At 73.5% G+C, this 18,735-nt stretch carries 17 protein-coding genes; 4 read left to right on the top strand and 13 right to left on the bottom strand.

Annotated elements, in window-relative coordinates:
* Positions 1-100: 100 nt before the first annotated feature.
* From OU787_RS32260 to OU787_RS32270, 3 genes are all read right to left on the bottom strand, one after another.
* Entirely contained in the window at positions 101-889 is a 789-nt protein-coding gene (locus tag OU787_RS32260; protein WP_030461825.1) for an SDR family oxidoreductase, read from the bottom strand.
* 134 nt (positions 890-1,023) lie between these two features.
* Entirely contained in the window at positions 1,024-1,599 is a 576-nt protein-coding gene (locus OU787_RS32265) for a TetR/AcrR family transcriptional regulator (protein ID WP_268661491.1), read from the bottom strand.
* A 373-nt stretch (positions 1,600-1,972) separates the two neighbouring features.
* Positions 1,973-2,578, bottom strand: coding sequence for a TetR/AcrR family transcriptional regulator (locus OU787_RS32270; RefSeq protein ID WP_268661492.1), 606 nt, complete (start codon positions 2,576-2,578; stop codon positions 1,973-1,975).
* Between the two features lie 69 nt (positions 2,579-2,647).
* Here OU787_RS32270 and OU787_RS32275 point away from each other — a divergent pair, with 69 nt between their 5' ends.
* The gene (locus OU787_RS32275; protein WP_268661493.1) at positions 2,648-3,541 is read left to right on the top strand and encodes an NADP-dependent oxidoreductase; all 894 of its coding nucleotides are present in this window, start codon (positions 2,648-2,650) and stop codon (positions 3,539-3,541) included.
* A 371-nt stretch (positions 3,542-3,912) separates the two neighbouring features.
* Here the strand turns inward: OU787_RS32275 and OU787_RS32280 are convergent, their stop codons facing one another.
* The 7 genes from OU787_RS32280 to OU787_RS32310 form a co-directional block, all read right to left on the bottom strand.
* Positions 3,913-6,252 (bottom strand): arylsulfatase, encoded by a 2,340-nt coding sequence (locus tag OU787_RS32280; protein WP_268661494.1) that lies wholly within the window; start codon positions 6,250-6,252, stop codon positions 3,913-3,915.
* The gene (locus tag OU787_RS32285) at positions 6,249-7,886 is read right to left on the bottom strand and encodes a dipeptide ABC transporter ATP-binding protein (protein ID WP_268661495.1); all 1,638 of its coding nucleotides are present in this window, start codon (positions 7,884-7,886) and stop codon (positions 6,249-6,251) included. Before OU787_RS32285 ends, OU787_RS32280 begins: the two co-directional genes overlap by 4 nt.
* Before the next feature lie 47 nt (positions 7,887-7,933).
* Positions 7,934-8,788: an ABC transporter permease gene (locus OU787_RS32290; RefSeq protein WP_268661496.1), complete on the bottom strand. Its 855-nt coding sequence runs from the start codon at positions 8,786-8,788 to the stop codon at positions 7,934-7,936.
* 7 nt (positions 8,789-8,795) lie between these two features.
* Complete coding sequence (locus OU787_RS32295; protein ID WP_268661497.1) at positions 8,796-9,740, bottom strand: ABC transporter permease; 945 nt, start codon at positions 9,738-9,740, stop codon at positions 8,796-8,798.
* A 3-nt stretch (positions 9,741-9,743) separates the two neighbouring features.
* The gene (locus tag OU787_RS32300; protein ID WP_268661498.1) at positions 9,744-11,354 is read right to left on the bottom strand and encodes an ABC transporter substrate-binding protein; all 1,611 of its coding nucleotides are present in this window, start codon (positions 11,352-11,354) and stop codon (positions 9,744-9,746) included.
* A gap of 53 nt (positions 11,355-11,407) precedes the next feature.
* Positions 11,408-12,619 carry an ROK family protein gene (locus tag OU787_RS32305; protein ID WP_268661499.1) on the bottom strand — a complete coding sequence of 404 codons (1,212 nt, stop codon included), beginning with the start codon at positions 12,617-12,619 and terminating at the stop codon, positions 11,408-11,410.
* A 100-nt stretch (positions 12,620-12,719) separates the two neighbouring features.
* Positions 12,720-13,700, bottom strand: coding sequence for a TauD/TfdA dioxygenase family protein (locus tag OU787_RS32310; RefSeq protein ID WP_268661500.1), 981 nt, complete (start codon positions 13,698-13,700; stop codon positions 12,720-12,722).
* Positions 13,701-14,327: 627 nt separating this feature from the next.
* Here OU787_RS32310 and OU787_RS32315 point away from each other — a divergent pair.
* A complete protein-coding gene (locus OU787_RS32315) occupies positions 14,328-14,894 on the top strand; it encodes a Uma2 family endonuclease (RefSeq protein ID WP_030461836.1) in 567 nt (188 codons plus the stop codon).
* 311 nt (positions 14,895-15,205) lie between these two features.
* A complete protein-coding gene (locus OU787_RS32320) occupies positions 15,206-16,447 on the top strand; it encodes an RNA-guided endonuclease InsQ/TnpB family protein (RefSeq protein WP_268661501.1) in 1,242 nt (413 codons plus the stop codon).
* Positions 16,448-16,460: 13 nt separating this feature from the next.
* Here OU787_RS32320 and OU787_RS32325 read toward each other — a convergent pair whose 3' ends face one another.
* From OU787_RS32325 to OU787_RS32335, 3 genes are all read right to left on the bottom strand, one after another.
* Entirely contained in the window at positions 16,461-16,655 is a 195-nt protein-coding gene (locus OU787_RS32325) for a hypothetical protein (protein WP_030461838.1), read from the bottom strand.
* Positions 16,656-16,705: 50 nt separating this feature from the next.
* Positions 16,706-17,341, bottom strand: a complete 636-nt coding sequence (locus OU787_RS32330; RefSeq protein WP_268661502.1) for a dienelactone hydrolase family protein — start codon at positions 17,339-17,341, stop codon at positions 16,706-16,708.
* Between the two features lie 98 nt (positions 17,342-17,439).
* Positions 17,440-18,018, bottom strand: a complete 579-nt coding sequence (locus OU787_RS32335) for a dihydrofolate reductase family protein (protein ID WP_030464571.1) — start codon at positions 18,016-18,018, stop codon at positions 17,440-17,442.
* A gap of 100 nt (positions 18,019-18,118) precedes the next feature.
* Between OU787_RS32335 and OU787_RS32340 the strand changes: the two genes are divergently transcribed.
* Positions 18,119-18,712, top strand: a complete 594-nt coding sequence (locus OU787_RS32340) for a TetR/AcrR family transcriptional regulator (RefSeq protein ID WP_030464570.1) — start codon at positions 18,119-18,121, stop codon at positions 18,710-18,712.
* The last annotated feature ends 23 nt before the right edge of the window (positions 18,713-18,735 follow it).

Here is an 18,735-nt window from a genome sequence, read left to right on the forward strand (position 1 = left end):
CTCCGGGGTCGTGGGCGTGTCCGCACCCCCGTGCCCGGACCTGGGGGAGGCGCGGGCACGGGGGCGCGGGTGCTACCGGGAGTCTTCCCCAGGGGCGGGGTCAGGCGGCCTTGAGGGTGCCGCCGTCGATGACGTGGTCCGCGCCGTGGATGTTGGCGGCCCGGTCGGAGAGCAGGAAGACCACCAGGTCGGCGACCTCCTCGGGGCCGGTCAGGCGGCCGGAGGCGGTGCCGGCCTGGGCGGGGAGGTTCGCCAGCAGGGCCTCGTGCGGGACGCCCAGGGAGTCGGCGAGGCGGCCGCCGTAGCCGGCCGGGTCGGTCCACAGGGCGGTGGCGGTCGGGCCGGGGGAGACGGTGTTGACCCGGACGCCGCGCGGGGCGAGCTCCTCGCTGAGGCGCTTGCCGAACTGGTTGAGCGCGGCCTTGGCCTCCGCGTAGCCGACCGGGGAGCCGCTGGGGATGCGGCCGTTGATCGAGGAGACGTTGACGATCGCCCCGCCCCGCTCCAGCAGGCTCGGCAGCGCGGCCCGGGTGGTGCGGACGGCGCTGAACAGGTTGAGGTCCAGCATCGCCTGCCACTGCTCGTCGGGGACGTCCAGCACGCTGCCCAGCACCAGCTGGTCGGCGTCGCCCGCACCGACGTTGTTGACCAGCAGGTCGATCCCGCCGACCGCGTCGACCGCCTGCCGGACGGCCCCGGCCGCGCCCTGCGCGGTGCCCAGGTCGGCGAGGACGACGGCCGCCGCGACCTCGGCCAGTTCCGGGGTGGCGGTGCGGGTGGCGCCCACCACCCGCACGCCCTCGGCGGCGAGGGCGCGGGCGACGGCCAGGCCGATGCCCCGTCCGGCGCCGGTGACCAGGGCGGTGCGGCCGTCGAGTCCGAGCTTCATGGCGATCCTCATTTCGGAACGTGGAACGTGGAACGTGGATGGAGGGAGGTTCTTGAACTTGAGGTCAAATATCGGGGCGTGCGGTACCCGCGCAGCGGCTGCCGCGCGGGCGGGTCGGGCGGGGGGAAGGGTCGTCAGAGTGCGGCGACGGCGGTGTCGATGGCGGCGTGCAGGGTCTCCCGGTCGAAGGTCCGGGCGGCGACCCGCAGGCCGGCGATGGTCACCATCAGGAAGCGGGCCTGCTCGGCGGCGTCCACCGAGGCGGGGACGTCGCCGGCCAGTTTGCCGCGTTCGATCCGGGCGGCCAGCAGGTCGGCGCTGCGCTCGGTGGAGCGGCGCACCGCGAGCGTGGCCTCGGCGTCCTGGCCGCCGAGTTCCAGGGCGGTGTTGACGGCCAGGCAGCCGCGCCGGACCGGGGTGTCGAAGTCCGCGTCCACCAGCATCCGCAGGTAGGCGCGCACGCGCTCCTTCGCGGTGCCGGGGCCGGACAGGAACTCCTCGGTGAGCTCGGCGCCGGCCCGGTCGTAGTGGTTCAGGGCCCGCCCGAACAGCTCCCGCTTGGAGCCGAACGCGTGGTACAGGCTGCCCTTGCCGATCCCGGCCGCCTCTGCCAGCTCGGCCGGGGACGACCCGGCGTAGCCCTTGGTCCAGAACACCTCCATCGCCTGCGCGACGGCGGCCTCCTCGTCGAACTGCTTCGGCCTTCCCATGCGTCTGACGGTACGCCATATTTGACCCAGGGGTCAACAACCTTCCGGTCGCCACCCCCGGGCCTCCCGCTACCGGCCTTCAGTGCCTGGGGTCGCAGGGTGTCGGGGCCCGGAGACCAGGCCCTGCGGTCAAGCAGCTTGCGGAGAAGGGCCGTCGGCCCCGATGCCGGACGGCAGGTGGCTCCGGAGGGCACCGGCCGGCCCTGCTCGCGGGGGCGGGCCGCTGCCCGACCGCCGGCAAGGCTGCGCGGCCGCGGTTACCGGTCGGGACGGGCAAGGTCGGCTCGCCCGCTGATCTGCTCTGCGGCCGGGGTTCGGCGAAACGGCGCGGGGCGGCGCGGGCGGGGCGGCGCGGGGCGGGGTCGAGTCTTGGCTACGGTCCGGCCGTGCCGGTGGGGTCTCCGGCGGGACGGGTGGCGGCCCAGGCCGCCTCGATCATCTGGAAGATCTCGCCGACCGCGGCCTGCGGATCGGCCGCCTCGCGGGCCAGCGAATAGGCGTCGATCACGAACCTCGCGATCGCCCGGCAGGCCGTCGGGGTCGCTGACAGGTCGGGATCGGCGGCGATGGCCGTTGCCAGCGACTCCGCGTGGCGCAGCCGCATGGACTCCTCGTACTCCCGCAGGGCGGGTGATGCGTCGATCATGCGCCAGATCGGGGCGGCGCCGTCCGCCGTGCAGTGTCGCACCAGGGCCCGGACCTCGCGGCGCAGTGCGGGGACGAGCGGTTCGTGCGGCGCCCGGTCGGTGACCGCCCGGGTGAGGCGCTGCTCGAAGTCCTCGTCCTGTTCGAAGACCAGGGCCTCTTTCGAGGCGAAGTGGGAGAAGAGGGTGGTGACGGCCACGTCGGCCTCGGCGGCCACGTCGCGGATGCCCACCGCGTCGTACCCGCGCTCCAGGAAGAGCCGCAGGGCGGTGTCGGCGATCTTCTGGCGGGTCGCGGCCTTCTTGCGCTCGCGGCGTCCGGTCGGCACGGTCATGCCCTCACGCTATCAGGTGCAAATCCATAACGGATTCAAAACCCTAACGGTTAGTGTTATGTTCGGCGCATGAAGAAGGTGAGCTTCGCCGAGTTCGGCGGTCCGGACGTTCTGCAACTCATGGATGCCGAGGATCCCCACGCGGGCCCCGGCCGGATACGCATCGCCGTACGGGCGGCAGGCGTGAACCCCGTCGACTGGAGGCTCCGCGAGGGCCAGGTCCTGGGGGCCCATCCGATCGAGCTGCCCGCCGGGGTCGGGCTGGACGCCGCCGGGGTGGTGGACGAGGTCGGTGAGGGCGTCGAAGGGGTCGAGGTCGGTGACCGCGTGTTCGGCGAAGGCACGAGCACGTACGCCGAGTTCGCCGTCCTGTCGGCCTGGGCCCGTATGCCCGAGGGCCTGACGTTCGAAGAGGCGGCCGGCTACCCCTCCGTGGTGGAGACCGCGCTGCGCGTCATCCGCGAGGTCGGTGTGCGGCCCGGGCAGACGCTGCTGGTCAGCGGCGCGTCCGGGGGAGTCGGATCGGCGGTGCTGCAGATCGCCCGCGACCGCGGCATCGCGACGATCGGCACCGCCGGGGCGGCGAACCAGGACTATCTGCGCAGCCTGGGCGCCCTCGCCACGACCTACGGCGAGGGCTGGGTCGAGCGGGTGCGCCAGCTCGGCCGTGTCGACGCAGCCCTCGACCTGGCCGGCTCGGGCGTGATCCGCGAGCTCGTCGAACTGACCGGGGACCCGCAGAAGGTGGTCTCCATCGCCGATCTCGGTGCGCCGGAGCTCGGCGTCCGATTCTCCGGCGTGGCCGGGAGCGTGCCGGAAGCGCTCGCCGAAGCCGCCGGCCTCATCTCGCGGGGAAAGCTCCGCATCCCGGTCGAGAAGTCGTACACGCTCGCCGAGGCCGCGGCGGCGCACATCGACAGCCAGGCCGGTCACACCCGCGGACGGCGGGTCCTGGTCATCTGAGTCGTCTGAGTCATCTGAAAACCGGCTGCGCTTCGTCCTCGAACGGAGACCGAGGACGACGCGCAGCCGGGATCCCGCTACCTGATCGCAAGACGGCGGGCCCGAGCCGCAGCGGGGCCGACAACCGACGCGACCGCGTACCGCGCCGGACCCCGCCCGCCCGGTGGACCTCCGGTGCCCACCGCGGGGGCGGTGGACCGACGGGCAACTCCCGAAGAGCAACGGTGATTTCGCCGGCCGACCGACCGACCGACCGACCGGCCGGCCGGCCTGGCCGCGCGGCCTCGCACGTGCCCCGTGACCCGGGTGCACCGCGATGACCACGACCTGCCGGCCCCCGCGACGACGCGCGTCGAGCGTCAGCAGGAGGTCTACTCGAAGGCCGCCGCCGCCTCCCGCAGCGCCCGCACCACCGTCTCCGGGTCGTACGGCGCGGCCGGGCCCGGCAGGTAGGTGACCGAGCGCAGCGCCCCGGTGTAGCGGAACGAGCGGTGGCGCTCCCACACCGGCCAGGACACCGGCGACTTGCGGTCGATGCCGACGCTGATGCCCTGGAACGGCGCCATCCCGATCAGCTGGTGCACCGGCCCGAGCGCGCCCGCCACCGCCCCGTCCACCCGCACCTCGAACGTCCACTTCAGGTCGGCCACCGCCGTCGCCTCCAGCGCCACCAGGTGCGCCCCGCCGGGGAGTTCGCCCGCGTCGGCCTCGAACAGCTCGCCGTACTGGTTGTAGGCCAGCCGCAGCCGCCCGTCCTCCACGTACAGGCTGTAGCCGCCGCCCTGGTCGCCGTGCGAGAGCAGCACGCCCTGGTCGGCGGCGCCGTGGTGGTCGAGCGCCACCTCGGCCGTGAACGAGCGGAACGCCACCAGCCGGGACGAGCGGTAGCGCTCCAGCTCCGGGGTGCCGGCCAGCAGGGTGACCGGGCGGCGCAGCGCCTCCTCCTGCGGGTTGCGCAGCACGAAGCCGCCGGAGGCGTCGGCCAGCGGGAAGACCCCGTTGCGCCAGGCCGCGTCCTCCCACGCCTGCGCCAACTCCTTGACCAGCTGCGGGTGTTCGGCGGAGCGGTCGTGGATCTCGGTCGGGTCGGTGCGCAGGTCGTACAGCGCCCACTCGCCGTCGTCGTAGGGCGCGCCCGGCCGGTGCAGCGTCACCAGCTTCCAGCCGTCCCGGTAGTACGAGCGGTTGCCGGTCATCTCGCAGTACTGCTCCGGGTGGGTGGACGGCGCGTCGGCCTCCCGCAGCACGGACGCGAACGACACCCCGTCCAGCTCCTGCACCGGCACCCCGCCGCGCTCCGACGGCCGCTGCACGCCCGCGAGTTCGAGCAGCGTCGGCAGCAGGTCGGTGACGTACTGGTACTGGCCGCGCACCCCGGCGTCGCCCGCCGCCCGCGGCAGGCCGGCCGGCCAGGACAGCACGAACGGCACCCGCACGCCGCCCGCGTACGTCTGCCCCTTGTACAGCCGGAACGGCGTGTTCGAGGCCATGCCCCAGCCGCGCGGGTAGTGCACCAGCGACTGCGGGCCGCCGATCAGGTCGATCTCCCGCTGCACGTCCGGGTTCCAGTCGGCGGGCAGGTTCGGGTGGTGGACGAAGCGGCTGAAGTAGCTGCGGGTGCCCTCCGCGCCGCCCTCGCCGGTGCCGCCGTTGTCGGAGGTGAACACCACGATGGTGTTGTCCAGTTCGCCGAGCTGATCGAGGACGTCGGTCAGCCGGCCCAGGTTCTGGTCCACGTTGTCCACCATGGCGGCGTACACCTCCATGTAGCGGGCGTACAACTTCCGCTGCACCGCGTCGAGTTCGTCCCACGCCCCGACCTCGTGCCCGGCCTCGCCGTTGCGCTCCGGCAGCTCGGTGCCGGGCGGGAAGTGCCCGGCCGCCAGCTGCCGGGCGAAGCGCCGCGCCCGCAGCTCGTCCCAGCCGCCGTCGTAGCGGCCCCGGTGGCGCTCCAGGTCCTCCGGCTTGGCCTGCAGCGGGCCGTGCACCGCGTTGTGCGCCAGGTAGAGGAAGAACGGCTTGTCCGCGTCGTGCGCCCGCAGCGACTTGACCATGCCGATCGCCCGGTCGGTGATGTCGTCGGTGTAGTAGTAGCCGTCCGGGAACTCGTCGATGTCCAACGGCGAGTTGTCGCGCACCAGTTGGTGCGGGTGGAACAGGCTGGTCAGCCCCTCCAGCACCCCGTAGTACTGGTCGAAGCCCTTCTGCAGCGGCCAGTTGGCCCGGTCGTCGGCCGCCGAGGAGGCCGAGTCCCGGGTCAGGTGCCACTTGCCGACCGCGTACGTCGCGTACCCGGCGTCGTGCAGGGTCTGCGCCAGGGTCGGGATGTCGCCCGCGATCTCCATCCCGTACCCGGGGAAGCCCGGGTCGGCGTTGGCCACGAACGAGTACCCCACCCGGTGCGGGTTCAGGCCGGTCAGCAGCGCCGCCCGGGCCGGTGAGCACAGCGGCATGGTGTGGTAGTTGGCGAGCTTCACGCCCCGCGCCGCCAGGCCGTCCAGCACCGGCGTCGGCACCTCCGAACCGAACGGCCCGATGTCGCTGTACCCCAGGTCGTCCACCAGCACCACCACCACGTTCGGCGCCCCCTCGCGCGGACGCACCCGCCGCGGCCAGGACGGCACCGACTCCCCGAACGTCCGCCCCACCCGCCCCGGGAACCCCGCGTACGGGTCGCGGCGCCGGCCGGCGCCCTCGGTCGTCTCGCTCATATCAGGCTCCCGGAAGTAGGGGTGGGAAGGGACGGGACGGCCGCCAACAGCTCGGCCGTGTAAGGGTGTTCGGGGGCGGTGACGACCCGGTCGGCCGGGCCGCTCTCCACGATCCGGCCCCGGTGCAGCACCGCGATCCGGTGGCTGACCTGCCGCACCACCGCCAGGTCGTGCGCGATGAACAGCACCGCCAGGCCCAACTCCCTTTGCAGACGCGCCAGCAGCTCGATCACCTGGGCCTGGATCGACACGTCCAGCGCCGACACCGGCTCGTCGCACACCAGCACGCTCGGCTCCGGCGCCAGCGCCCGGGCGATGCCGATCCGCTGCCGCTGGCCGCCGGAGAACTCGCGCGGCGAACGGGCCGCCGCCGACGCCTCCAGGCCCACCTGTTCCAGCAGTTCGGCCACCCGGGCCTGCCGCTGCGCCCGGTCGCCGAGCCGGTGCGCGATCAGCGGCTCGGCGATGATCCGGCCCACCGTCAGCCGCGGGTTCAGCGAGGCGTACGGGTCCTGGAAGACCAGCTGCACCTCCCGCCGGGCCCGCCGCCCGTCCAGCGGCTGCCCGGCGAAGGTCACCGTGCCCGCGTCCGGCGGGTGCGCGCCCACCAGCGCCCGGGCCAGCGTCGACTTGCCCGACCCGGACTCGCCGACCAGGCCCAGCGTCTCGCCCGGGTGCAGGTCGAGGTCGACCGACTCCAGCGCCGGGCTGCGCCGCCGCCGCGGGCCGTACGCCTTCGCCAACCCGCGCACCACCAGCAGCGGTTCGGCCCCCGGGGTGCTGTTCGCGGCCGCCCGGGACGGGGCGTCCAGGCGCGGCACCGCCGCCAGCAGGGACTTGGTGTAAGAATGCCGAGGATCCGTCAGGAGCCGTGCGGTGGGCCCCTGTTCGACCACCTCGCCGTCGCGCATCACCAGCAGCCGCGCGCAGGTCTCGGCGATCACGCCCAGGTCGTGGCTGATCACCACCAGCGCGGTGCCGCGCTCCCGGTTGATCCGGGCCAGCAGGCGCAGGATCTGCCGCTGCACGGTCGGGTCCAGCGCGGTGGTCGGCTCGTCCGCGACCAGCACCTGGGCGTCGTGCGCCAGCGCCAGGGCGATCATGATGCGCTGGCGCTGGCCGCCGGAGAACCGGTGCGGGAAGTCGCCCAGCCGGTCGGCCGCCTTCGGCACCCCCACCAGCTCCAGCAACTCCACCGCCCGGGCCGCCCGTTCGGCCTTCGGCCGGCGCCCGCCGTGCGCCCGCAGCGCCTCGTCCAGCTGGCGGCCCACCGACAGCACCGGGTTCAGCGAGGACATCGGGTCCTGGAAGACCATGGCGATCCGCTTGCCGCGCACCGCCCGCAGCGCCTCCTCGGGCAGCGCGGCCAGGTCCTGCCCGTCCAACTCCACCGCCCCGCCGGTGATCCGGCCCCCGGCGGGCAGCATCCGCAGCAGCGCCAGCGCGGTCGTCGACTTGCCGGACCCGGACTCGCCGACGATCCCCAGGCTCTCCCCGGCGCCCAGCGCGAAGTCCACCCCGCGCACCGCCGCCCGCTCCCCGAACGCCACGTGCAGGCCGCGCACCCGCAGCAACTCGGCCGTAGGAGAGGGGGGTTGGTCCACCTGTGGAGGACGGTCGATCAGTTCGGTCATCGTGCTGCCCTCCGGTTCGGGACTCTGCTCGGGCGGGGTCCGCGCGCTCACGAGCGCGCCCCCCGGTTCAGCGCCTCGGCCAGCAGGGTGAACCCGAGGACGAGGGCGGTGGTGACGGCCAGCGGGGCGGCGGCCAGCACCGGGTTGGTGTCCAGGTAGGCGACCGAGCCGCTGATCAGGCTGCCCAGGGTGGGCTCCGGCGGGCGGACGCCCAGGCCGAGGAAGCTGAGCGCGCCCTCGATGAAGACGCCCACCGACAGCGCGACCGCGCCCTGCACGATCAGCGGGTCCACCGCGTTCGGCAGCACGTGCCGCAGCAGCACCCGGGCCCGGCCCGCGCCGCCGACCCGGGCGGCCAGCGCGTACTCGCGCTCCCGCTGCACCAGCACCCCGGCCCGCAACTGCCGTCCGAAGTACGGCACTTCGGCCAGCGCGATGATGATCACCACCGGCCAGCGGCCCGGCCCGAGGATCGCCGTCACCGCCAGGCCCAGGATCAGCCCGGGGAAGGACAGCACCAGGTCGAACAGCCGCTGCACCACCAGGTCGGCGGCCCGCGAGGTGGCCGCCAGCAGGGCCAGCGCCGCACCGGCCAGCGCGCCCGCCGGCACGGCCGTCAGGATGATCGACAGGTCGGTCAGGATGCCGTGCAGGACCCGGCTCAGCAGGTCCCGCCCGATGTCGTCGGTGCCCAGCGGGTGCGCCCCGCTCGGCGCGGCCAGCGCCTGCGGGCCCTGCGCGTCCGGGTCGGCGCCGCCCAGCCAGGGCGCCAGCAGCCCGGCCAGCGCCACCGTCCCGACCAGCACCAGGCCGGTGACGCCCCGCCAGGTCCGCAGCCCGGCCGCGTAGCGGTTGCGCGGGCGCGCCGCCTTGAGGGGAAGAGAAGAGGAGATCGTGGTCATCGTGTCGTCACTCCCACCGCACGCGCGGGTCGAGCCAGGAGTACAGCAGGTCGGTGAGCAGTTGCACGGCCACGTACCCGGCGACCACCAGCAGCAGCAGGTCCTGCACCACCGGGTAGTCGCGGCGCGACACGCCCTGCTCGATCAGCTGGCCGAGGCCCGGCCAGGCGAAGATCCGCTCCACCACCACCGCGCCCGCGACCAGTTGCCCGATCTGCAGGCCCAGCACGGTGACCGCGGAGGGCAGCGCGTTCGGCAGCGCGTGCCGCCACAGGATCCGGCGGCGCGGCACGCCCAGCGCCGTCGCGGTGCGCACGTAGTCCTCGCCGAGCGCCCGCTCCAGCCCGTCCTGCAGGTAGCGGGCCAGGATTGCCGCGCTCGGCAGCGCCAGGCACAGCGCGGGCAGCGCCAGGTACTGCACCGCCAGGTCCGGCGCGTCGAACAGCGAGGCGTGCCCGCCGGCCGGCAGCAGGCCCAGGCCCACCGCGAACACCAGCACCAGCATCACGCCGGTCACGAACGGCGGCACCGCCAGCGCCCCCGTGGTCAACGCCCGCAGGGCCCCCGCCACGGCCCTGCGCCGCGCCGACACCGCGTACAGCGCCGTCGGCACCGCCAGCAGCACCACCAGCAGCAGTGCGGCCGAGGTGAGTTGGAGCGTCGCGGACAGGCCGTCCGCGATCAGCGCGGAGACCTGCCCGCCGATCGCGTAGCTCGGCCCGAGGTCGCCCGTCAGCACCTGCCCCAGCCAGTGCAGGTACTGCGAGAGCAGCGGCGCGTCCAGCCCCAGCCGCTCCCGGATCGCCGCGATCGCGGCGGGCGAGGCGTCCGGCCCCGCCAGCGTGGTCGCCGGGTCGCCCGGGATCAGCCGCAGCATCAGGAACACCGTGAACGAGGCGGCCACCAGCACCGCCAGCGCGCTCGGCAGCCGTTTGAACAGGAAGGTCCGCACGGCTCAGCCCGCCAGGTACGCGTCGTCGAGGTTCAGGTACGAGTACTTGTTCAGCGTCACGCCGTGCACCTGCGCGCCCGCGACCTCCACCAGCCCGGCGATCGCCAGGTCGATGATGAACTGCTCGTCCAGCAGGATGTCCGTCACCTGCTGGTACAGCGCCTTCGCCTCCGGACTGTCCGCGTCCGAGCGGTTCCACGCCTTCTGCACCGCCTCGGTGTACGCCGGGGAGGAGAACTTCGAGGTGTTCTTCGCCTCGTTGAACGGGTACGCGCTGACCGCCAGCGTCGCCGGGTGCGCCTGCGAGAAGCTGTGGCTGAGCGTCCACAGCGCGGGCATGGACTGCGATATCAGCTGCTTCTGCATGGTCGGCGAGTCCACCGGCTGCAACTGCACCTCGATGCCGACCTGCTTCAGGTCGTACTGCAGGATCTGCGCGACCGCCGTCGACCCGGCGTCCGACTGGTGCGCCAGCGGCAGCGACAGCGAGGTCACGCCCGCCTCCTTCAGCAGCGCCTTCGCCTTCTCCGGATCGTGGTGGTAGCGCTTGGAGTCCTCCTCCCGGTAGGCCGGCGAGGACTTCGGCCACGGCACCGAGGACACCGTCGCGTACCCGCCCAGCGCCTGCTGCACCAGCCGGTCCCGGTCGATCGCCCAGGCGATCGCCTGCCGCACCCGCTTGTCCTGCACCTCCGGGAAGGACAGGTTCGCGCCGATGTAGAACGCGCCCGCCCCCGTGTCGTACTGGGTGATCCGGAACCGCTTGTCGTCCTTCAGCGTGGCCACGTCCTTGCCGCGCACCGCGTACGTCAGGTGGGTCTGGCCGGTCTTCACCGAGGACAGCAGCGTCTCCGCCTGCGGGATCACCTTGATCTCCACCCCGTCCAGGTACGGGCGGCCCGGGTTCCAGTACTTCTCGTTGCGGGCGAAGCTCAGCGAGGAGCCCGGCTTGCGGTCGGTGAAGGTGAACGGGCCGGTGCCGATCAGCTTGGTGCCCGCGACCGCGTCCTCCACGGACTGCGAATCAGGGATGATCATGAACTCGAAGAGGTCGAACAGGTTGGACACCGGGTGCGCCAGCACCAGCGTCAGCTCGAAGTCGCCGTTCTTCCGGAAGTCCGCCACGGTCAGCGCCGTCGACCTCAACTGCGCCGAACGCACCGGGTTCTGCAGGTTCTTGACCGCGAACACCACGTCGTCCGCGGTGAACTTCCGCCCGCTGTGGAACGTGACGTCGTCGCGCAGCTTCAGCGTCACGCTCAGGCCGTCCGCCGCCACCTCCCAGCTCTTCGCCAGCTCCGGCTGCGGGCGCAGCTGCTCGTCGTACCGGGTCAGCGTGTTGAACACCAGCCGCTGCAACAGCGAGTTGGCGCTCTGCGCGAACAGCAGGGCCGGCGTGAAGTCCACCCCGACCCCCACCGTCAGCACCCCGCCCCGGCGCGGCGACGCCGCCCCGCCCGACGCCGCGTCCGCCCCCGTCGAGGAGTCCGCCGCCGAACGGCACGCCGACAGCGCCAGCAGACCGGCACCCGCCAGGGAGCCGCGCAGCAGCGCCCGGCGCGAGAGCGCGGGAAGGGGGAGCGGGCCACCGGAGCCGGCGGAGAACACGGTCATCGTCAACAGTCCTTCGGGAGAAGCGAGTTCGAGTGGAGAAGCAAGAGGAAGGGTCAGAAGCCGGGGAGCGGACGGGCGTACAGCTCGCCCAGCACCGGCGCGCAGGCCGCCACCGCCAGCGCGTCCGCGCCGAAGCGCTGCGCCACCAGCAGCGAGGCGTCCCGGTGCAGGTGCGAACGGAGCGCGAACTCCTCGCGCACCACGTCCAGGTAGACCGGGTCGGCCACCGCGAAGGTCTCGGTCAGGACCAGCAGGTCCGGGTTGACCACGTCGGCGAGCAGCGCCAGCGCCCCGCCCACCACCGCGGCCCGCTCCCGCACCAGCGCGTCGGCCCGGACGTCGCCGGACCGGACCGCCGCCAGCAGCAACTGCCGGTCCGGGCGGGCGATCACGCCCTGCGCGACCGCCGCCGCGAACAGCGTGTCGTCCGAGGCGGCCACCGACAGGCAGCCGCGGCGGCCGCAGTGACATCGGGCCGTGCTGCCCGGCACCGGCAGGTGCCCGCCGTCGCCGGTCACCGACGGCGGACCCTGGTGCACCGTCCCGGCCACCGAGATGGACGCGTCCACCACGTGGCCCACGAACAGCTGCACCATCGAGCGCCGGGCCGCCGGATCGCCGAACAGCACCTCCGCCGCCGCCAGCGCCCGGGCGTGGTTGTCCACCCGCACCGGCAGGCCGGTGGCCCGCTCCAGCAGCTCCCGCAGCGGCACCTCCCGCCAGCCCAGCGGCTCGTGCCGGACGGTCACCCCGCGCTCGGCGTCCACCGCCCCGCCGGTCACCGCGCCGAGACCGAGCACCCGGCGGCCGGCCGCCGACCCGGTCGCGGCCGCCGCCAGCAGCCGCGGCACCCGCTCCAGCAGCGCCTTCAGCACCGCCGGGCCGCGCCGCCCGCCGTTCGGCAGCTCCTGCCGGAACAGCACCCGGCCGCGCAGGTCCAGCAGCGCGAAGGTGCTGTACGGCAGGCCCACGTGCAGCCCGGCCACCGCCAGCCGCCGGTCGTCGACGTCCAGCGGCAGCTGCGGACGGCCCCGCACCCCCGGCGCGGAGACCGCCAACTCCGGCCGCTCCGCCAGCAGTTCGAGCCGCAGCAGATCCACCACCTGCCGGGACACCGCCGCCGGGCTCAGCCCCGTCAACCGGGACACCCCGCTGCGGGCCACCGGCCCGTGGTCCAGCACCGCCCGCAGCACGGTGGCGGCGTTCGCCTCCCGCCGGTCGTCCCCGGCCCGGGGCGCGGCAGCACTGCGGACGGTGCCGTTCACGCGGTCAACTCCTCTTCTGCCTAAGGAGGTTGCTCAGGACTTCGCGCGGGTCCGTTCAGGACTTCGCGCGGGGGTTGCTCAGGACTTCACGCGGGACCGCTCAGGACTTCGCGCCCAGCGCCTCGGCCTCCAGCTCGGCGGCCGGCACCAGCCCGGCCACCCGCGGCGGGTCGGCCGGCTCCAGCAGGCGGCTCGGCCGCCCGTCCACGCCCACCGGCAGGTCGCCGTCCAGGGTGATCCGGCGCACCAGGCGCGGCTCGTCGCCGTAGTCGTTCACCGCGTAGTGCTGGGTGGCCCGGTTGTCCCAGATCGCCACGTCACCGACCTGCCAGTCCCAGCGCACGCTGTTCTCCAGCCGCTCCACGTACCGCTGGAACAGCTCGATCAGGGCCCGGCTGTCCTTGCCCGACACCCCGACGATCTTCTGCGCGAACGAGCCCAGCAGCAGGTGCTTCTCGCCCGTCACCGGGTGCACCCGCACCAGCGGGTGCTCGGTCTTGAACGCCGTCGACACGAACACCTGCCGGAACAGCTTCGCCACCTCGGCGTTGTCCGCCAACTCCGGTGCCAGTGCCAGGTTCGCCGCGTAGTCGTAGTCGTTGGTGTGCACCGCCCGCAGGCTCTCCGCGAGCGCCTTCAGCGGCTCCGGCAGGTCCTGGTACGCGGCCGCCGTGTTCGCCCACACCGTGCTGCCGCCCGCCGGCGGCAGCTCCAGCGCCCGCAGGATCGACGCCTTCGGGTACGAGGGCACGAACGTCACGTCGGTGTGCCAGTTGTTCGCCCGCACGCCCTTGGTGGCGTCCAGCTCGAAGATGTACCGCCCGTCCGCACTCGGCACCGTCGGGTGGAACACCGGCTGCCCCAGCAGCCGCGCGAACGCCTCGTGCTCGGCGTCGTCCAGGTGCTGCTGCCCGCGGAAGAACAGCACCTTGTGCTCGTACAGCGCGGCCTCCAGCGTCGCCACCGTCCCGGCCGGCAGGTCGCCGCCCAGCTTGACGTCGTGCACGACCGCGCCGAGCCGGCCCGCCGCCGGGGTCAGCCGCAACTCGGTGGGGGCCAGGGTGGACGTGGAAACGGACATGGTGGAACTCCTTCGGGGAGGTGGGAACGGCGACAGCGGCACGGACGCCGCCACAACAGCCGGACACCGCACGGCGATCGGGCAGCCCACAGGGCGCACCGCCGTGACGGGGGAACGGGGGAAAGGGGAGAAAGGGGAGCGGGAAGAGCGCGCCGACTACGCGCAGCGGCGCCGACAACAGCCACGACGACGCAGACCCACCGGGGCCGGGCACGACGGACAACAGACGACAACGACGGTACGCATCGGCCCTCCTTCCGGCTCGCTGCGAGTGGGCTCGGCGCTCATCGTGCTCGGCCCGCACACCCGCTGTCAATCGCCATCTCCCCAGCTGGGAGCGGGTGTTGCGGAGTATTTCGACATGTTGCAACCCGGTGACGACCCCACGACGAACCCCCGTCCGCCCTTGTCGCCGCCCCCCGCCCCAGGCAAAACTTCCCGAGCGGAAACAACCCCGCCACCCCCCTGCCTCCCGCCCGCCGGAAGCCCGCCGGGAACCCGGGGGGAACCCGGGCGGTGGTGCGAGGCCGTCGCGCCGTGCGACCGAAACGGTGAATCTCCCCGTGACTTCGGAGCCCCGGCCGTCCTGGGCGGAGGAGAATCGGACGGGAACAGAGGAGACGCGCCATGAGCACAGCAGCCCACGTCCCCCGGGACTACAGCGTCAGCGATCCCGAGCGGGCCCTGAAGTACGCGATCCAGCACATCGCGGGGGACCGCGCCGAGATCATCGAGGGAGTCATCACCCCCGTGTCGCCGTCCTGGGCGCACGAGAACGCCGCCGAAGTGGTGCGCCGGCAGATCACGCCGCGCCTGGAGGAACTCGGCCTGGTCTCCGGCTCGGGCAACCTCGACCTGCCCGGCAGCGAGAACTGGTTCGTCCCCGACCTCGCCGTCGTCCCGGCCGACCTCGCCGCGAAAACCGAGGGCGCCCTGCTGCCGGACCAGACCCTGCTGGTGGTCGAGGTCACCCCGCCGTCCAACGGCGAGACCGACCGCACCACCAAGCGCCGCCGCCACGGCCAGTACGGCGCCCCGCTCTACCTCCTGGTGGACCGTCAGCAGCGCGAGTGCACCGTCTTCTCGGCCCCGGGACGCCTGGGCTACGCGGAGGTCGACGGCCCCCACCCGTTCGGCAGCACCGTCCGGCTCCCCGCTCCCTTCGACCTGGAACTCGACACGGGCCGGTTCTGAGCGGTGGGGCGGTGGGGGCCTGCGGCTACCTGGACTGATTGCAGTGCGCCGGGCTTCAGTCCGGTGGCGAAGCGGTTCTGGGCCCTGTTCTGGCGCCGCTGGGGGGCACGTGGGGGTGGACGTGGTCGCCCTTGCCGGGTCAGCGCGGGGTCGGTGCGGATGCTCCGCGTGATCGCTTCGGGTCGGGTGGGGTGCCGGTCGGCGGTCATTTTGTGGCGGTGCTCGGTCACGAAGGCCGAGCGTGCGGGCGGGTGTCGGCTGGTCGGGTTGTTGCGGTGTCCTGTCGTGGGTTGGGGGGTTACGGTGCGGTTGTGCAGCTCAGGTACTCCTTCCGCGTCTACCCGACGACAGGTCAGCGTGCGGCGTTGGCGAGGGCGTTCGGGTGCGCGCGGGTGGTGTACAACGACGCTTTGCGTGTCCGGGAGGAGGCCCGTGCGGCGGGGTTGCCGTTCCCGAGGGTGGGGGATCTGTCGAAGGTGCTGATCACCGGGGCGAAGAAGACCCCGGAGCGGGCGTGGCTGGGCGGGGTGTCGGCCGTGGTGTTGCAGCAGTCGCTGCGGGACCTGGAGGCCGCGTACCGGAGCTTCTTCGACGGGTTGAAGGGGAAGCGGCCTCGCATGGGGGTGCCGCGCTTCAAGTCGCGCAAGGACACCCGGCAGGCCGTGCGCTTCACCGCGAATGCCCGGTGGAGGATCACGTCGGGCGGGAAGCTGTCCCTGCCGAAGATCGGCGACCTCGCCGTGAAGTGGTCCCGCATCCTGCCGTCCGACCCGTCCACGGTGACAGTCGTCAAGGACTCCGCCGGCCGGTACTTCGCCTCGTTCGTCATCGAGACCGACCCCGCCGCCGACCTGGCCCTCATGCCAGACACCGACACCGTGGTCGGTATCGACCTGGGGCTTGCGCACTTCGCGGTCCTCTCCGACGGGACGAAGATCGACAGCCCGCGTTTCCTGCGCCGCGCCGAGAAGAAGCTTAAGCGTGCCCAGCAGGCCCTGGCCCGCAAGGCCAAGGGATCGAAGAACCGCGAGAAGGCCAGGTCGAAGGTCGCCCGTGCCCACGCACAAGTGGCCGACGTGCGGCGCGAGTTCCACCACCGGCTCTCCACCTGGCTGATCCGCGACAACCAAGCGATCGGCGTCGAAGACCTGGCGGTCAAGGCACTCGCGCGTACGCGCATGGCCAAGTCGGTGCACGACGCCGGCTGGTCGCGGTTCACCGTCATGCTGGAGTACAAGGCCGCCCGGTACGGGCGGCGGTTCGTCCGGATCGGCCGCTTCGAGCCCACCAGCCAGGTGTGCTCGCACTGTGGCGTCAAGGACGGGCCGAAGCCCCTGTACGTCCGGATGTGGACGTGCGGCGGGTGTGGGGCCGTCCTGGACCGGGACGTCAACGCGGCGGTCAACGTTGCCAAGGCCGCCGGACTGGCGGTGTCAGCCTGTGGAGCGCAGGTCAGACGGGCACCCGTGCCCGCACCGCGCGGCGAAGCAGGAACCCACCCGAAGCGACCCACCCAACCGGTGCGGGAGCAGGCGGGAATCCCCGGCCTTTAGGCCGGGGAGGATGTCAATGGCCGAGCAGGTGGGCGAAGTCGTTGCCGAGGCCACCGAGCATCGGGAGGGCGCCGAGGTCGGTGATCGCGCCGACCGGGATGCTGTAGCCCTGGTTGGGGACGGGGGCGGGGGAGTCGTCGGCGAGGGCCGGGGCCGCGGGGGCGAGGAGGGCGGCGGCGAGGGCGAGGGCGGAGAGTGCGGTGCGCATGGGGCGGGGTCCTCGGGCGTGCGGGGGTGGGGGAACGGCTTGACGGCCGTTCAACGCCCGGGCGGCCCGGCCGGTGACGGGAAGGCGCCCGTTCGGAGCAGCCCGCGCACGCCCGAGGACCCCTGATCGCCCGCCGCCTGACGCCCCGCGCACGACGGGCGCCCCGCCCGCCGCCGGACGGCGGTGAGCGGGGCGGTGGGCGCGGTGGGCGGTCGGGGGTGCAGGACCGTCACGGCCGCCAGGGCGGCGAGGATGCGGGCGAAGGCGTCCGCGCTCTCGGCGGGCCGGTGGGTGGCGGGGCGGTGGTCGCACAGGAAGCCGTGCGGGACGCCCGGGTAGCTGACCAGGTCGGTGCGGACGCCCGCGGCGGTGAGGCGCTCGCCGATCCGGGCCCACTGCTCGGGCGGGACGACGTGGTCGTCGGCGCCGACCAGGCCGAGCACCGCGGTACCGTGGGCGGCGAGCGCGGCGGCGCCCCGCTCGGCGAGCGGCGGACGGTCGTCGGCCGGCGGGGTGCCGCCCTCCAGTGTCCAGCCGGGGTAGCAGGCGACGACCGCGTCCAGCGGCAGCCGGGTGCCGGCCAGCAGCCCGAGGTGGTCGCCGACCGAGAAGCCGACGAACGCCCGCCCCGCTCCGCCGCCCAGCGCCGCGCCGACGCCCAGCGCCGCGGCCGTGTCGGCGGCCACTTGCTCGCCCGTCAGCGTGCCCGGCAGTCGGGGAATCCCTCGTCCCGCCCGGCGGCGTCGTCGTACGGCAACTCGGTCCGCTCCGCCGCCCGCCCGCGTCACCCGGCCGGACGGTAGGTGGTGACGGTGCCGCCGTGGCTGAAGGCCAGGGTCTCCACCGGGGCGAACGGGCGCGGGCGCAGCGGACCGGCGAACGCGGGGATCCCGCCGCCCGCCACCACCGGGTACCGCTTGAACACCAACTCGTCGATCTCCGGCAGCAGTTCGGCGGCCAGCCGGCCGCCGCCGCACAGCCAGAGGTCGCCGCTGCCCGGCCGCTGCTTCAACTCCCGCACCAGGCCCAGCGGATCGGCGCGCACCAGGTGCACCGCCGGGTCGTCCACGCCGGGCAGCGTGCTGGAGACCACGTACTGCTCCAGGTGCGGGTACGGGCTGGGGATGCCCGCGTCCAGGCCCGGGCGGTAGGCGCCCAGGCCCATCAGCACCGTGTCGAAGTGCTTGTTGGGGGTGTCCGTCAGACCGAGCTGCGGGCGGGCCTGCACCGGAATGGTCTCCGGGTACTCGTCCAGCTGGTGCTGCGCCATGTCCGGCGCACCGGGGTAGAAGTCGAACTCGCCGGACGGGCCGGCGATGAAGCCGTCCACGGAGACGGCGACGTAGTACACGAGCTTTCGCATCCAGGAACCTCTCGACAGGGAAGGCCGGTGAGCACTCGTTCCGTAGTACTCTGGCCGGAGTGGTAAGACCGTAGCACTACGTCTGGAGTGGTTACAAGCGATGGCCCGCAGCAACCCCGAGCGCCGAGCCGCCCTGCTCGACGCCGCCCTCGAAGTCCTGGCCGAGGAAGGCGCCCGCGGCCTCACCTTCCGCGCCGTCGACCAGCGCGCCGCCGTCCCAGCCGGCACCGCCTCCAACTACTTCGCCAACCGGAACGCCCTGCTCGCCCAGTGCGCCGACCGCGTCTACGAACGCCTCGAACCCGACGCCGACACCCTCGCCCAGGGCCTCGAAGGCCCCCGCGACGCCGCCCGGGTCACCGCCCTCATGCACCAGGTCGTCGACCGCGTCGCCGCCTTCCCCACCGGCTTCCTCGCCCTGCTCGAACTGCGCCTCGCCGCGCTGCGCCGCCCCGAACTGCGCGAGGTCCTCACCCGCCGGATCGGCGAGGACGTCCGCTTCAACACCGACTACCACCTCGCCGCCGGCCTCCCCGGCGACGCCACCACCGTCCAGCTGCTCATCCTCGCCCTGAACTGGCTGATCCTCGAACGGCTCACCCTCCCCGACCTGTTCACCCCCGAACACCGCACCGCCCTGGTGGACGCACTGGTGGCCCGCCTGCTCGCGGGCGAGAACACCACCGCGAACTGACGGGCCACCGGGAAGAAGAGGGG

This window comes from Kitasatospora sp. YST-16, from assembly GCF_026802215.1.
GTDB lineage: Bacteria > Actinomycetota > Actinomycetes > Streptomycetales > Streptomycetaceae > Kitasatospora > Kitasatospora cineracea.